At 67.7% G+C, this 13,364-nt stretch carries 23 protein-coding genes; 22 read left to right on the top strand and 1 reads right to left on the bottom strand.

All coding sequences use genetic code 11. The features are described from left to right. Position 1 precedes the first annotated feature (1 nt). The 22 genes from DVK05_RS09145 (at position 2) to DVK05_RS09040 (ending at position 12,288) form a co-directional block, all read left to right on the top strand. Positions 2-724 (top strand): 50S ribosomal protein L2, encoded by a 723-nt coding sequence (locus tag DVK05_RS09145; RefSeq protein ID WP_049897897.1) that lies wholly within the window; start codon positions 2-4, stop codon positions 722-724. Next, positions 721-1,146, top strand: a complete 426-nt coding sequence (locus tag DVK05_RS09140; RefSeq protein ID WP_053770516.1) for a 30S ribosomal protein S19 — start codon at positions 721-723, stop codon at positions 1,144-1,146. Before DVK05_RS09145 ends, DVK05_RS09140 begins: the two co-directional genes overlap by 4 nt. A gap of 3 nt (positions 1,147-1,149) precedes the next feature. Next, positions 1,150-1,614 (top strand): 50S ribosomal protein L22, encoded by a 465-nt coding sequence (locus tag DVK05_RS09135; RefSeq protein WP_121563062.1) that lies wholly within the window; start codon positions 1,150-1,152, stop codon positions 1,612-1,614. Continuing rightward, the gene (locus tag DVK05_RS09130; RefSeq protein ID WP_121563061.1) at positions 1,614-2,558 is read left to right on the top strand and encodes a 30S ribosomal protein S3; all 945 of its coding nucleotides are present in this window, start codon (positions 1,614-1,616) and stop codon (positions 2,556-2,558) included. Before DVK05_RS09135 ends, DVK05_RS09130 begins: the two co-directional genes overlap by 1 nt. Next, positions 2,559-2,777: a 50S ribosomal protein L29 gene (gene rpmC, locus DVK05_RS09125; protein WP_121563060.1), complete on the top strand. Its 219-nt coding sequence runs from the start codon at positions 2,559-2,561 to the stop codon at positions 2,775-2,777. A 1-nt stretch (position 2,778) separates the two neighbouring features. Further along, a complete protein-coding gene (locus tag DVK05_RS09120; RefSeq protein ID WP_121563059.1) occupies positions 2,779-3,237 on the top strand; it encodes a ribonuclease P protein component 1 in 459 nt (152 codons plus the stop codon). Then, positions 3,228-3,572, top strand: a complete 345-nt coding sequence (locus DVK05_RS09115) for a 30S ribosomal protein S17 (protein WP_053770521.1) — start codon at positions 3,228-3,230, stop codon at positions 3,570-3,572. The genes DVK05_RS09120 and DVK05_RS09115 overlap by 10 nt, the downstream gene beginning before the upstream one ends. Next, positions 3,572-3,970: a 50S ribosomal protein L14 gene (locus DVK05_RS09110; protein WP_004597429.1), complete on the top strand. Its 399-nt coding sequence runs from the start codon at positions 3,572-3,574 to the stop codon at positions 3,968-3,970. Before DVK05_RS09115 ends, DVK05_RS09110 begins: the two co-directional genes overlap by 1 nt. Before the next feature lie 2 nt (positions 3,971-3,972). After that, a complete protein-coding gene (rplX, locus tag DVK05_RS09105; RefSeq protein ID WP_053770522.1) occupies positions 3,973-4,329 on the top strand; it encodes a 50S ribosomal protein L24 in 357 nt (118 codons plus the stop codon). Further along, positions 4,326-5,045, top strand: coding sequence for a 30S ribosomal protein S4e (locus DVK05_RS09100; RefSeq protein ID WP_121563058.1), 720 nt, complete (start codon positions 4,326-4,328; stop codon positions 5,043-5,045). The genes rplX and DVK05_RS09100 overlap by 4 nt, the downstream gene beginning before the upstream one ends. Further along, on the top strand, positions 5,038-5,562 hold the full coding sequence (locus DVK05_RS09095) for a 50S ribosomal protein L5 (protein WP_121563057.1): 525 nt from the start codon (positions 5,038-5,040) through the stop codon (positions 5,560-5,562). Before DVK05_RS09100 ends, DVK05_RS09095 begins: the two co-directional genes overlap by 8 nt. After that, positions 5,559-5,732, top strand: coding sequence for a 30S ribosomal protein S14 (locus DVK05_RS09090; protein WP_004597423.1), 174 nt, complete (start codon positions 5,559-5,561; stop codon positions 5,730-5,732). Before DVK05_RS09095 ends, DVK05_RS09090 begins: the two co-directional genes overlap by 4 nt. 2 nt (positions 5,733-5,734) lie before the next feature. Then, on the top strand, positions 5,735-6,127 hold the full coding sequence (locus DVK05_RS09085; RefSeq protein WP_004047215.1) for a 30S ribosomal protein S8: 393 nt from the start codon (positions 5,735-5,737) through the stop codon (positions 6,125-6,127). 2 nt (positions 6,128-6,129) lie between these two features. Then, positions 6,130-6,663, top strand: coding sequence for a 50S ribosomal protein L6 (locus DVK05_RS09080; RefSeq protein WP_053770525.1), 534 nt, complete (start codon positions 6,130-6,132; stop codon positions 6,661-6,663). 3 nt (positions 6,664-6,666) lie between these two features. Then, positions 6,667-7,377, top strand: coding sequence for a 50S ribosomal protein L32e (locus DVK05_RS09075; protein WP_053770526.1), 711 nt, complete (start codon positions 6,667-6,669; stop codon positions 7,375-7,377). Then, complete coding sequence (locus DVK05_RS09070; protein WP_053770527.1) at positions 7,370-7,831, top strand: 50S ribosomal protein L19e; 462 nt, start codon at positions 7,370-7,372, stop codon at positions 7,829-7,831. The genes DVK05_RS09075 and DVK05_RS09070 overlap by 8 nt, the downstream gene beginning before the upstream one ends. Further along, a complete protein-coding gene (locus tag DVK05_RS09065) occupies positions 7,831-8,388 on the top strand; it encodes a 50S ribosomal protein L18 (RefSeq protein ID WP_121563056.1) in 558 nt (185 codons plus the stop codon). Before DVK05_RS09070 ends, DVK05_RS09065 begins: the two co-directional genes overlap by 1 nt. After that, the gene (locus tag DVK05_RS09060; RefSeq protein ID WP_121563055.1) at positions 8,381-9,028 is read left to right on the top strand and encodes a 30S ribosomal protein S5; all 648 of its coding nucleotides are present in this window, start codon (positions 8,381-8,383) and stop codon (positions 9,026-9,028) included. The genes DVK05_RS09065 and DVK05_RS09060 overlap by 8 nt, the downstream gene beginning before the upstream one ends. Continuing rightward, positions 9,028-9,492 (top strand): 50S ribosomal protein L30, encoded by a 465-nt coding sequence (locus tag DVK05_RS09055; RefSeq protein ID WP_121563054.1) that lies wholly within the window; start codon positions 9,028-9,030, stop codon positions 9,490-9,492. Before DVK05_RS09060 ends, DVK05_RS09055 begins: the two co-directional genes overlap by 1 nt. Beyond that, positions 9,489-9,986, top strand: coding sequence for an uL15m family ribosomal protein (locus DVK05_RS09050; RefSeq protein ID WP_086216135.1), 498 nt, complete (start codon positions 9,489-9,491; stop codon positions 9,984-9,986). The genes DVK05_RS09055 and DVK05_RS09050 overlap by 4 nt, the downstream gene beginning before the upstream one ends. A gap of 1 nt (position 9,987) precedes the next feature. Further along, complete coding sequence (gene secY / locus DVK05_RS09045; RefSeq protein WP_121563053.1) at positions 9,988-11,469, top strand: preprotein translocase subunit SecY; 1,482 nt, start codon at positions 9,988-9,990, stop codon at positions 11,467-11,469. 111 nt (positions 11,470-11,580) lie between these two features. Further along, positions 11,581-12,288: a universal stress protein gene (locus DVK05_RS09040; RefSeq protein WP_121563052.1), complete on the top strand. Its 708-nt coding sequence runs from the start codon at positions 11,581-11,583 to the stop codon at positions 12,286-12,288. Between the two features lie 105 nt (positions 12,289-12,393). On the opposite strand, the gene DVK05_RS09035 is transcribed toward DVK05_RS09040, so the two are convergent. Further along, positions 12,394-13,221: a hypothetical protein gene (locus DVK05_RS09035; protein WP_121563051.1), complete on the bottom strand. Its 828-nt coding sequence runs from the start codon at positions 13,219-13,221 to the stop codon at positions 12,394-12,396. Positions 13,222-13,364 lie beyond the last annotated feature (143 nt).

Here is a 13,364-nt window from a genome sequence, read left to right as displayed (position 1 = left end):
GATGGGACGACGAATCCAAGGACAACGGCGCGGACGCGGCGGCCCGACGTTCCGGGCCCCCTCGCACCGTTACAAGGCGGAACTGTCGCACAAGAAGCTCGAAGACGTGGACACGATCACCGGCGAGATCGTCGGGATCGAACACGACCCGGCCCGCTCGGCCCCCCTCGCGGAGGTCGAGTTCGAGGACGACGACCGTCGCCTCGTGCTCGCGCCGGAAGGCGTGCGCGTCGGCGAGACGATCCAGGTCGGCGTCTCGGCGGAGATCAAGCCGGGCAACACGCTCCCGCTGGCGGAGATCCCCGAGGGCGTGCCCGTGTGTAACGTCGAGAGCAACCGCGGGGACGGCGGGAAGTTCGCGCGCGCCTCCGGCGTGTCGGCGACGCTTCTCACCCACGACCGCGACGTCGCGGTCGTCCAGCTCCCCAGCGGCGAAGTGAAGCGACTCGACCCCCAGTGCCGCGCCACGATAGGCGTGGTCGCGGGCGGCGGCCGGACGGAGAAACCCTTCGTCAAGGCCGGCAACAAGCACCACAAGATGAAAGCGCGCGGCACCAAATACCCGCGCGTGCGCGGCGTCGCGATGAACGCCGTCGACCACCCCTTCGGTGGCGGTGGTCGCCAACACCCCGGCCAGCCGAAGTCCGTCTCGCGGGACGCCCCGCCGGGACGAAAGGTCGGTGACATCGCATCCAAGCGCACCGGACGAGGTGGCAACAAATGAGTTCAGACTACCGAACCGGCCGCGAGGGCAAGGAGTTCGCCTACCGCGGTCACTCGCTCGACGAGCTGCAGGAGATGGACGTAGAGGAGGTCGCGGAACTGCTCCCCGCACGCCAGCGGCGAAGCATCGTTCGCGGTCTCAGCACCGAACAGCAGAAGCTGCTGGAGACGGTCCGGAGCCGCGACAAGGAGACGACGGCGGACGACCCGATCCGGACGCACCTGCGCGACATGCCGGTCCTGCCGGAGTTCGTCGGCGTCACCTTCGCCGTGTACAACGGACACAGCTTCGAGCGCGTTCAGGTCGAACCCGAGATGATCGGGCACTACCTCGGTGAGTTCCACCTCACCCGAAGCACCGTCGAACACGGTCAGGCCGGCATCGGCGCGACCCGGTCCTCGAAGTTCGTGCCCCTCAAGTAACCCATGGGAATCAACTACAGCGTCGAGGCCGACCCGGAGACCACCGCCAAGGGGATGCTCCGCGACCGGCCCATCAGCGTGAAGGACAGCAAGGAGATCTCCCGAGAGATCAAAGGCGAGACGGTCGCCGACGCGGAGGAGTTCCTCCAGGAGGTCATCGACGAGGAGTCGTCCGTCCCGATGCGCCAGCACAACGCCGGCGCGGGACACCGCTCCGACATCGACGGCTGGGACGCGGGACGGTACCCCGAGAAGGCCGCCAAGGACTTCCTCAAGCTCTTGGAGAACGTCAAGAACAACGCCGACGAGCAGGGGTTCGACGGCGAGGCGATGGTCATCAAACACGTCGCCCCCCACAAGGTCGGCGAGCGACCCGGCCGGAACCCCCGCGCCGCGGGCGCGACGGAGTGGAACACCACGCTCGCGGACGTCGAACTGATCATCGAGGAGCCGGAGGCTGACAACTAATGGCTGACGAACACCAATTCATCGAGGACGGCCTTCGCCGTTCCCAGATCAACGAGTTCTTCGCGGACGAGCTCGGCCGCGCCGGCTACGGCGGGATGGACGTCGCCCAGACGCCGATGGGCACGCAGATCGTCTTGAAGGCCGAAAAGCCCGGCATGGTGATCGGGAAAGGCGGGAAGAACATCCGCAAGATCACCACCGAGCTCGAGGAGCGCTTCGACATGGACGACCCGCAGATCGACGTTCAGGAGGTCGACGAGCCCGACCTGAACGCGCAGATCGTCGCGGACCGTCTCGCGAACGCCCTCGAACGCGGCTGGTACTTCCGGAAGGCCGGTCACACGACGATCGACCGCATCATGGACGCGGGCGCGCTGGGCGCCGAGATCGTCCTGTCCGGGAAGGTCACCGGCGCGCGCTCGCGCGTCGAGAAGTTCAACCGCGGCTACATCAAGCACAACGGCGAGCCCGCGGAGGAGGTCGTCGACCACGGCCAGGGCGTCGCCGTCATGAAGCTCGGGACGATCGGCGTCAACGTCAAGATCATCCCGCCGGGCGCGACGCTCCCGGACGACTTCCAGGTCCGCGAGGACGCGGAGGTTCCGGAGGTCGAGCAGGCGGCGGTCGACGCCGACGCCGACGAGGGCGTCGAGTCGCTCCTCGAAGAGGACCCCGACGAGGTTCCGGACGTGGGCGGCGACGACGACGTCGACGTCCCCGACGAGGACCCCGCGGAGGTCATCGACGAGGAGGTCGTCGAGGAGGTCGTCGAGGAGACGCAGGAGACGGCCGCCGAGGCGACGGACGTCGCCGCGGAGGAACCGGTCGACGAGGACGTCGACGCCGACGAGCTCGACGACCTCGACGAAGAGATCGAGTCCGAGGCGGCCGACCTCGTCGCGGAGATGGAGGCGGCCGACGAGGAAGACGAGGAGGACGAATAGATGGCGATCCTCTACACCGACGAGATCCGCGACATGACCGCGGCGGAGCGGCAGGTCGAACTCGAGGAGCTCGAGACCGAGCTGCTCAACTCGAAGGCGCAGCGGGCGGCCGGCGGCATGCCGGAGAGCCCGGGCCGCGTCAACGAGCTGAAGAAGACCATCGCGCGGATCAAGACGATCCAGGCGGAAGAAGGCGACTTCGACGACGAGGAACAGTAAGATGATCTCCCCCGACACGCTCGTTCGACACGAACTCGTCGGCCTCCCGGTTCGGGTGGTCGACGCCGACAGCGACGCCCACGTGGGCATCGCGGGTCGCGTGCTCGACGAGACGTTCGGCACCCTCGTGGTCCGGACGGGGTCGGGGGACAAGCGCGTGCCCAAGTCGGGCGCGACGTTCGAGTTCGGCGTCGTCGAGACGCCGACCGCTCGCACAGATGAAGCCGCCGGCGACGGAGGGTCGCCGGGGTCCGCGTCCCAACTCGGGTCGGATACTACGGGGGTCCGCCCCCGTCAGTCTGGCCCGTCCGGGTCCGAAAGCGCCGTCAACGGTGACGGCGCGGGCCCGGCGAGCCGACGAGGCGAGTGCAAAGACGCGGTCTACGCGACGGTGGATGGCGATCGGTTGCGACATCGGCCCGCCGAACGCACCGAACGAGGTGCCACACAATGGCGATAGGAATCGACGTACCCACGCCTCCGGAGCCAGACAACCCGGAGGATTACGACTACGAGAAGTGCCCGTTCTACGGGCAGCTCTCCGTCCGCGGCCAGACCCGCGAGGGGACGGTCGTGTCGACGGATATGGAAAAGACCGTCATCGTCGAGCGAGAGTACGACGTGTTCGTACCGAAATACGACCGGTACATGAAGCGTCGCTCGCGCATCCCGGCCCACGTGCCGGGCGTGCTCGACTCGCTCGAAGTCGGTGACGAAGTGAAAATCGCGGAGACGCGACCGCTCTCGAAGACGAAGTCCCACGTCGTCGTCGAGATCCTGTCGGGTGATCAGTGATGGAGGCGCTCAAGGCCGACGTCACGCAGGGGCTCTCGAAGGGCTCGCTGATCACGTGCGCCGACAACACCGGCGCCCGTGAGCTGAAGGTGATCTCCGTGTCGGGCTACTCCGGCACGAAGAACCGTCACCCGAAGGCGGGGATCGGCGACAAGGTGACCGTCTCGGTCACGAAAGGGACGCCGGAGATGCGGCGGCAGGTGCTGGAGGCGGTCGTCGTCCGCCAGCGCAAGCCGATCCGCCGTCCGGACGGCACGCGCGTGAAGTTCGAGGACAACGCGGCCGTCATCATCGACGACCTCGAGGAGCCGCGGGGCACGGAGATCAAAGGCCCCGTCGCCCGCGAGGTCGCCGAACGATTCGGGAGCATCGCCTCGACCGCGACGATGATCGTCTAACTATGACGAACCAGCCACGCAAACAACGAAAACGGTCGGAGACCGCGCCGCTCCACGAGCGGCAGAACCAGGTCCGGGCCACCCTCACCGAGGATCTCCGCGACGAGTACGGACAGCGGAACGTCCGCGTCAACGCCGGCGACACCGTCGAGGTGCTTCGCGGCGACGCGGCCGGCACGGAGGCGGAGGTCGTCTCCGTCGACCTGTCCGCCGAGCGGATCACGGTCGAGGACGTCACCGTCGAGAAGGCGGACGGGGAGGAGGTTCCCCGCCCCATCCCGGCGAGCAACGTCCGGGTGACCGAACTGGACCTCGAAGACGAGCGCCGCGAGGCGCGGCTCCAGGAGGACAACGAATGACGCGACACCAGAAGCGACTGTCAGTACCGAACTCCTGGCCGGTCGAGCGCAAGACGGACACGTTCACGGTGAAGGCGGGCGCGGGCCCGCACGGCGAGGCGGGCGTTCCCCTCGTCGTCCTGCTGCGGGACGTGCTCGGCTACGTCGACTCGACGAAGGAGGCGCGCTACGCGCTGAACAACGACTCGATCCTCGTCAACGGGGACGCCATCTCGGACGAGCAGCGTCCGATCGGGATGTTCGACATCCTGGCGTTCCCCGAGCGCGGGGAGTTCTTCCGCGTCTTCCCCGACGAGGGCGGTCGGCTCGCGCTGACCCCCGTCGACGAGGAGGCCGCGGGCAGCCGGCTCGGGAAGATCACGAACAAGACCGTCGTCCCCGGCGGGGTCGTCCAGCTGACGCTCCACGACGGGACGAACGTCCGCGTCGACGACGACGCGGACTACGAGACGAACGACTCGATCGTCGTCGACAACGAGACGAAGGAGATCGTCGCCCACTTCGAGTACGAGGAGGGCGCCCTCGTCACCGCCGTCGCCGGCCAGCACGCCGGCCAGATCGGCGAGATCGACGACATCGACGTGACGCTCGGCTCCGGCGACAACACCGTCACGGTCGCCAGCGACGACGGCGGCTACGAGACGATCGAGGAGTACGTTGTCGTGATCGACGAGAACTTCACGGACGACGACGAGGCGGGTGATTCGGATGAGTGAAGCCGAGAGCGCCGACCACGAGATGCGCGAGCCGTACCTCGAGAAGGTCGTCGTCCACATGGGCGTCGGGCAGGGCGGTGAGCCCCTCGCCGACGCCGAGCAGATCATCGAGGAGATCACGGGCCAGCAGTCGGTCCGGACCACCTCGAAGCGCACCATCGCCGAGTTCGGGATCCGCAAGGGCGACCCGATCGGCGTGAAGGTGACGCTGCGGGGCGAGGACGCGCACGCGTTCCTCGAGACCGCGCTGAACCTGGTCGAGATCGGCCGGAGCCAGTTCGACGACACGGGTAACCTCAGCTTCGGGATCGAGGACCACACCGACTTCCCGAGCCAGGAGTACGATCCCAACACCGGGATCTACGGCCTCGACGTGACGACGACGATCGTCCGTCCCGGCTACCGCGTCTCGAAACGCGACAAGGCGACGGGGACCATCCCCGCTCGCCACCGGATGACAGCCGAGGACGCGGCCGCGTTCCTCGAAACGAACTTCGACGTCGAGGTAAGCGAATGAGCGAAGCGAACAACGACACGGGCGAGCACGCCGCGAAGCGCACCGACTCCCGGCACACGTGCCGGCGGTGCGACCGCGAGCAGGGACTCGTCGGCAAGTACGACATCAACCTCTGCCGTCAGTGCTTCCGCGAGGTCGCCCGAGACATGGGATTCGAGAAGTACAGCTGATCATGACGGGAAACGATCCATTCACCAACGCGCTCGCCGGCATGGACAACGCCGAGAGCGTTGGCCACCTGTCGTACACGGTAGAGCCCGCTTCGAACATCATCGGCTCCGTCCTCGAGGTCCTCTACGACCGCGGGTACGTCGACGGCTTCGAGTACGTCGACGACGGGAAGGCCGGGAAGTTCGAGGTCGAACTGAAAGGCGCGATCAACGAGTGTGGCGCCGTCAAGCCCCGCTACTCGGCGGGCGCTGACGAGTTCGAGAAGTGGGAGAAGCGATACCTCCCCGCCCGTGACTACGGGACGCTCATCGTCACGACGAGCCACGGCGTCATGAGCCACTACGAGGCCCGCGAAGAGGGCATCGGCGGCCAAGTGATCGCATACGTCTACTAACAATGAACAGAGTCGAAATCGAGATTCCGGACGACGTCTCCGCCGAGACCGACCACCTCGAACTCACCGTCGAAGGGCCCAACGGGAGCGTCACGCGACGCCTCTGGTACCCCGACGTCGACGTGTCCGTCGAGGACGGCGCGGTGGTCATCGCGACCGAGAACGAGGACGCGAAGACCAACGCCACGGTCGGCACCTTCGAGAGCCACGTCGCCAACATGATCCACGGCGTCACCGAGGGCTGGGAGTACGCGATGGAAGTGTACTACGCCCACTTCCCGATGCAGGTGAACGTGGAGGGCGACGAGGTCGTCATCGAGAACTTCCTCGGAGAGAGCGCCGCGCGGCGCACTCCGATCCGCGGAGACACGGACGTACAGGTCGACGGCGAGACGGTCACGCTGACGGGCTCCGACAAGGAGGCCGTCGGGCAGACCGCCGCCGACATCGAACAGCTGACGAAGGTGACCGACAAGGACACGCGCGTCTTCCAGGACGGCGTGTACATCGTCGAGAAGCCCACCGGAGGTGCCTAACCAATGGCAGACGAACTGGAAGACATCAGCGGCGTCGGTCCCTCGAAGGCGGACGCGCTTCGCGAGGCCGGCTACGAGACGGTCGAGGACGTGAAGGCCGCCTCCCAGTCGGAGCTCTCCGAGGTCGACGGCGTCGGCAACGCGCTCGCCGCGCGTATCAAGGCCGACGTCGGCGGACTGGAGGTCGACGAGGAGGCGGACGCGGAGATCGAAGACGAGACCGACGAGGAGGAGGCGGCCGACGAGGCCGAGGAGTCCGAGGCGGTCGAGACGGAGCTTCGCCCCCGCGGCCACGCCGACAAGACGCCGGAACTGGACGACGAGACCGCTCGCGCGCTCGCGCAGAAGCACCGCGAGGGGAAACCGCAGTTCAACCGGCAGGACTACCACAAGAAAAAGCGGATCCCGACGTCGTGGCGCAAGCCGCGCGGCGGGCTCTCCAAGCAGCGCCGCCGCATGAAGTCGAAGGGGCCGGTCGTCGAGGCCGGCTTCCGCTCGCCCAAGGCGTCGCGCGACCTACACCCGAGCGGCTTCGAGGAGGTCCGCGTTCACAACACGGACGACCTCGAGGGCGTCGACGGCGACACGCAGGCGGTGCGGATCGCCTCGAAGGTCGGCGGTCGCAAGCGCGAACTGATCGAAGACGAGGCGGAGGAGCGCGGCATCCGCGTGCTGAACCCGACCTACGTCGAAGTGGAGGTCAACGATGAGTGATCTGAAGGCGCAGAAACGGCTCGCAGCGGACGAGCTCGACGTTGGCAAGGGCCGCGTCTGGCTCGACCCCGACGCACAGGAGGAGATCGCGGACGCGATCACCCGCGAGGACGTCCGCGAGCTCATCGACCAGGGAACGATCCGCGCGAAGGACGCGAAGACGAACTCGCGCGGTCGCGCCCGCGAGCGCGCCGACAAGCGCTCGTACGGACACCAGTCCGGCGCCGGCTCCCGCAAGGGGCGCTCCGGCGCGCGGCAGAACACGAAAGACGACTGGAAGGCGCGCATCCGCGCACAGCGGGCCCGCCTGAAGGAGCTTCGCGACGAGGAAGACGTGCTCGACGCCTCCGAGTACCGCACGCTCTACAACAAGGCGAGCGGGGGAGACTTCGAGGACGTCGCCCGTCTCGAGGCGTTCATCGAGACGCAGTACGGTTACGAGGTGACGGACTAATGGCGACAGGACCACGATACAAGGTGCCGATGCGGCGCCGCCGCGAGGTCCGGACGGATTACCATCAGAGGTTGCGCCTGCTGAAATCGGGCAAGCCTCGCCTGGTCGCCCGGGTGAGCAACGCTCACGTCAGGGCGCAGCTGGTGACCCCCGGACCCGACGGCGACGAGACCCACGCGGCCGCCTCCAGCGAGGAGCTCGGCGAGTACGGCTGGGACGCCCCCACGGGCAACCTCCCCAGCGCGTACCTCACCGGCTTCCTCGCGGGCGCCCGCGCCGTCGACGCCGGCCTCGACGAGGCCGTCCTCGACATCGGGCTCAACACGGCGACGCCCGGCAACAAGACGTTCGCGGTACAGGAAGGAGCGATCGACGCGGGCCTCGAGATCCCGCACAACGACGACGTGCTGGCCGACTGGTCGCGCACGCGCGGCGAACACATCGCCGACTACGCCGAGCAGCTCGACGAGCCGCTGTACAGCGGCGAGTTCGACGCCAGCGAGCTACCCGAGCACTTCGACGACGTGCTCGCGACAATCCAGGAGGACCATGAGTAGACACAACGACGGCTGGGAACCGCGGACGCGACTCGGCCGCAAGGTACAGGACGGCGACATCACGTCGATGGAACAGGCGCTCGACTCCGGCCTCCCGCTGAAGGAGGCGGAGATCGTCGACCAGCTCCTCCCGGGGCTCGAAGACGAGGTGCTGGACATCAACATGGTCCAGCGCATGACCGACTCCGGCCGCCGCGTGAAGTTCCGCTGCGTCGTCGCCGTGGGCAACCGCGACGGCTACCTCGGCTACGCGCAGGCCCGCGACGACCAGGTCGGCGGCGCGATCCAGAAGGCGATCGACGTCGCGAAGCTGAACATCATCTCGGTCGACCGCGGCTCCGGGTCCTGGGAGGACCAGCCCGGCGGCACCAACTCCCTGACCCGCACGGCGAAGGGGAAGGCCGGCTCCGTCACCGTCGAGATCAAGCCCGCCCCGCAGGGGCTGGGCCTCGCGGCCGCGGAGACGGTCCGCAACATCTTAGAGCTCGCCGGCGTCGAGGACGCCTGGACGAACTCCGACGGCAACACGCGCACGACGGTGAACCTCGCGAAGGCGACGTTCAACGCCCTGGAGAACGCGGCGCAGTCCCGCACTCCGCAGCACGCGCGCGAGGTCCACTACGACGAGGTGAGCGAGTGATGCAGGCGATCGTTCAGCTCCGCGGCGACGTCAACCTGGACTACGACGTCGAGGACACGCTCGACATGCTGAACGTCGGGCGCGTCAACCACGCGACGTTCGTCCCCGAGACGGACTCGTACCGCGGCATGATCACGAAGGTCAACGACGTCGTCGCGTTCGGGGAACCGAGCGTCGAGGCCGTCGCGCGGACCGTCGCGCGGCGCGGCGAGCCCCTCGAGGGCTCGGCCGACGTCGACGACGAGTGGATCGATTCGAACACCGACTACGCCGACCTCGAGGCGCTGGCCGAAGCGCTCGTCGACGAGGAGACGACCCTGCGCGAGCAGGGCCTCTCGCCGACGCTCCGGCTCCACGCGCCCCGCGGCGGTCACGAGGGCATCAAACACCCCGTGATCGAGGGCGGCGAGCTCGGGAAACACACCACCGAGGAGATCGACAGTCTCCTGGAGGCGATGCGATGACGAGCAAGAAACGACGACAGCGCGGCTCTCGCACGCACGGCGGCGGCACGCACAAGAACCGGCGCGGCGCCGGTCACCGCGGCGGCCGCGGCGCGGCCGGTCGCGCGAAACACGAGTACCACAACTACGGCCCGCTCGGCAAGCACGGGTTCAAGCGGCCCGAGGACGCCCAGACGGAGGTCCTCGAAGTGAAGATCCAGAAGCTCGACGAGGACGCGGCGCTGTACGCCGCGGACGGCCTCGCCGAGGAGGACGGCGACGCGTACGTCTTCGACGCGCGCGACGTCGTCGAGGACGGCCACGAGGCGGACGTCGTGAAGGTGCTCGGCGGCGGGCAGGTCCGGCGCGAGCTCCGCGTCACGGCCGACGCGTTCACGGCCGGTGCGGTCGAGCTCATCGAGGAGGCCGGCGGCGAGGCGACGCTCTCGGAGCGCGCCGAAGAACCCGCTGACGAACCGGAAAACACTTCCGACGACGAGAACGACGAGGCGTAACATGAGCTGGAAGGAGGCCGCCGAACCGGTGCTCTCGCGGATGCCCGTCGTGGAGCGGCCCGCGGGGCACGTCCCGTTCAAGCGGAAGCTCACGTGGACGGCCGGAATCCTGATCGTCTACTTCTTCCTGACCAACATCAACCCGTTCGGGTTGGCGGTCGGGCAGGGGTCGGACTTCTTCGGGCAGTTCCGGTCGGTGCTGGCCGGATCGTCCGGGTCGCTGCTGCAGGTCGGTATCGGACCGATCGTCACGGCGTCCATCGTCCTCCAGCTGCTGGGCGGTGCGAACCTCCTCGGGCTCGACACGGAGAACGACCCGCGTGACCAGGTCCTCTATCAGGGCCTCCAGAAGCTGCTCGTGATCATCGTCTCGGCACTGACGGCGGCGCCGATGGTGTTCACCGGGAGCTTCCTCCCGGCCGACGACGCGGTCGCGAGCGCGCTCGGCATCGGCACGTTCGGCGTGCAGCTGCTGATCTTCGCGCAGATCTTCGTCGGCGGCATCCTCATCCTGTTCATGGACGAGATCGTGAGCAAGTGGGGCGTCGGCTCCGGCGTCGGCCTGTTCATCATCGCGTCCGTGAGCCAGCAGATCGTCGGCGGCTTCTTCAGCTTCTCGGCGCTCGGCGCGTCCGGCTTCTTCGCGAGCTGGTACGGCGTCATCTTCGGCGACGTGCCGGTGTCGATGTCGCCGTTCACCGCCGAGGGGCTCCAGAACCTCCTCTTCGACCCCGGGAACATCTTGGCGCTTTTCACCACGGTGTTCATCTTCGGGATCGTCGTGTACGCGGAGTCGGTCCGCGTCGAGATCCCGCTGTCGCACGCCCGCGTGAAGGGCGCCCGCGGACGCTTCCCGGTGAAGCTCATCTACGCGTCCGTCCTGCCGATGATCCTCGTTCGCGCGCTGCAGGCGAACATCCAGTTCCTCGGCCAGATCCTCTCCTCGCAGTGGGCGGGGATGCCGGCGTTCCTCGGTGAGTACAGCGACGCCGGACAGCCCATCTCCGGGCTGTTCTACTACCTGAACCCCATCCAGAGCCGCGGACAGTGGATGTGGTTCCTCGGCGAGATCCCGGCCTCCGTGGAGCCGTGGATGATCGCGGTCCGGCTCGCCGTCGACCTGACGTTCATGATCGTCGGCGGCGCCATCTTCGCGATCTTCTGGGTCGAGACCACCGGCATGGGGCCGGAGGCGACCGCGAAGCAGATCCAGAACTCCGGGATGCAGATCCCCGGGTTCCGCCGGAACCCGCAGGTCGTCGAGAAGGTCATGGAGCGGTACATCCCGCAGGTGACGGTCATCGGCGGCGCCCTCGTCGGGCTGCTCGCCGTGATGGCGAACCTGCTCGGCACCATCGGTCAGGTCTCCGGAACCGGGCTGCTGCTCGCGGTCTCTATCACGTACAAGCTGTACGAGGAGATCGCGGAAGAGCAGCTGATGGAAATGCACCCGATGATGCGCCAGATGTTCGGCAACGAGTAGCGCCCCGCGACACCCACCTTTTCGCGTCGAGCACCGCCCCTCCCAGCCGTCGGTTCGTCCGCTCGACCGGGGATCTCCGCGTTTATTGTCCCGGCCGACCAATCGTGCGGCATGGCAGACACGATCCTCGTGCCGCTCGAACTCCCGGACCCCGAGCCGCTGTCGCCGGTGCTCATCGAGGACCTCTCGTCGCTGGACGTCGTGGTGCTCGGGCACTACGCCCTCCCGGAGCAGACGCCGGCCAGCTCCGCCCGCGAGCAGTTCGGCGAGGCGGCGCGGGCGACGCTCGACGAGGTCGCCGACGCGTTCGCCGACGCGGGGGCGTCCGTCCGGACGCGGCTGGTGTTCGGGAAAGACCGGGCGGCCGCGATCCAGCAGGTCGCGGCCGACGAGGGGTGCGCCGCCGAACTCGACCCCGCGCCGACAGACGGCGTGCGGCGCATCCTCGTGCCGCTCCCCGACGTGGCGGAGTTCGAACGCCTCCCACGGTTCATCCGCGTGTTGAGCGAGGACTCGACCCAGCGGATCACGCTGTTCCACGTCGTCGAGGGCGGGGAGCCCCGCGAGCGCGGCGAGGAGATCGTCTCCGAGACGCGCGACCGGCTGATCGAAGACGGGTTCGACGTCGCGGCGCTCGACACGCTGGTCGTCGAGGGCGACGAACACGACGAGGAGATCCTCCGGGTGGCGGCCGACTACGACGCGGTCGTGATGTACGAACCGGAGTCCACCCTCGGCGATCACGTCTTCGGAACGCTCGCCGACCGCATCGCGAACGAGACCGACGACCCGGTGATCGTCGTCGACCGCGACTACTGACGCCCGCCGACGCCGTCGCGTCGGTCCCTCTGACGCGCGGCCGACGGGACACCGGGTCGCGTAACGTCACCGACACGGAGGTCGGACGTCGCCGCCCGAGAAGATCTACGACTCGCCGCGCCGCTCGGATTCCTCGTCGTCGCTCTCTTCGACCTTCTCGCCGACTGTTTCCTCGACGGTCTTCTCGACGGTTTCTTCGACCTTCTCGCCGACTGTCTCCTCGACGGTCTTCTCGACGGTTTCTTCGACCTTCTCGCCGACCGTCTCCTCGACCGTTTCCTCGACGGTCTTCTCCACCGTCTCGCCGACCTTCTCCTCGACCGTCTCTCCAACTTTCTCCTCGACGGTCTTTTCTACCGTCTCGCCGACGGTCTCCTCGACTTTCCCCGTGACCTCCTCGCTGACGGTGTCGCTCACGTCGTCGGCGACCTCGCTGACCTCCTTGTTGACGGTCTCGCCGACGGTCTTCTCGACGGTTTCCCCGACGCTCTTCTCGACCTCCTTGCTCACCGTCTCCTCGACCTTCTCGCCGACGGTTTCCTCGACCTTCTCGCCGACGGTCTCCTCGACGGTTTTCTCGACCTCCTTGCTCACCGTCTCGCCCACGGTCTTTTCGACCTCCTTGTTGACCGTTTCGCCGACGGTTTTCTCGACGGTCTCGCCGACGGTCTTCTCGACCTCCTTGTCGACGGTCTCGCCGACGCTCTCCTCGACCTTCTTGCCGACCTGGTCGGCCACTTCGCGGGTCATCCAGTCCGGGTCGAACCGGGCCATCTTCCAGACGACGTGGATCACGTAGGAGGCGAACACCCCGATCCCGAACGCGATCGCGACGTTGTTCATCTGCGTCGTCGCGATCAACACGATCGATAAGACGATCAGCGCGCCGTACGCGATGTCGGTTATCGCGTCCACCCGCGCCGGACTTACCATCTTCGCCCCTCCGTTCCGTCGTCGACTGCGGCGGGCCGTCCCCGCGCGGCGTCTCCGTTCATACGTTCACCTTCCGCGCCGACGGCGTAAAAGCCACTCATTGTCCCCGTCCCCGGGCGCCGTTCGGCGCTTCGGCGGCCCGC

The organism is Halorubrum sp. Atlit-8R (assembly GCF_003666025.1).
GTDB lineage: Archaea > Halobacteriota > Halobacteria > Halobacteriales > Haloferacaceae > Halorubrum > Halorubrum salinarum.
Note: the sequence above shows the minus strand (reverse complement) of the source record. Positions and strands in the feature narration are given on the sequence as shown.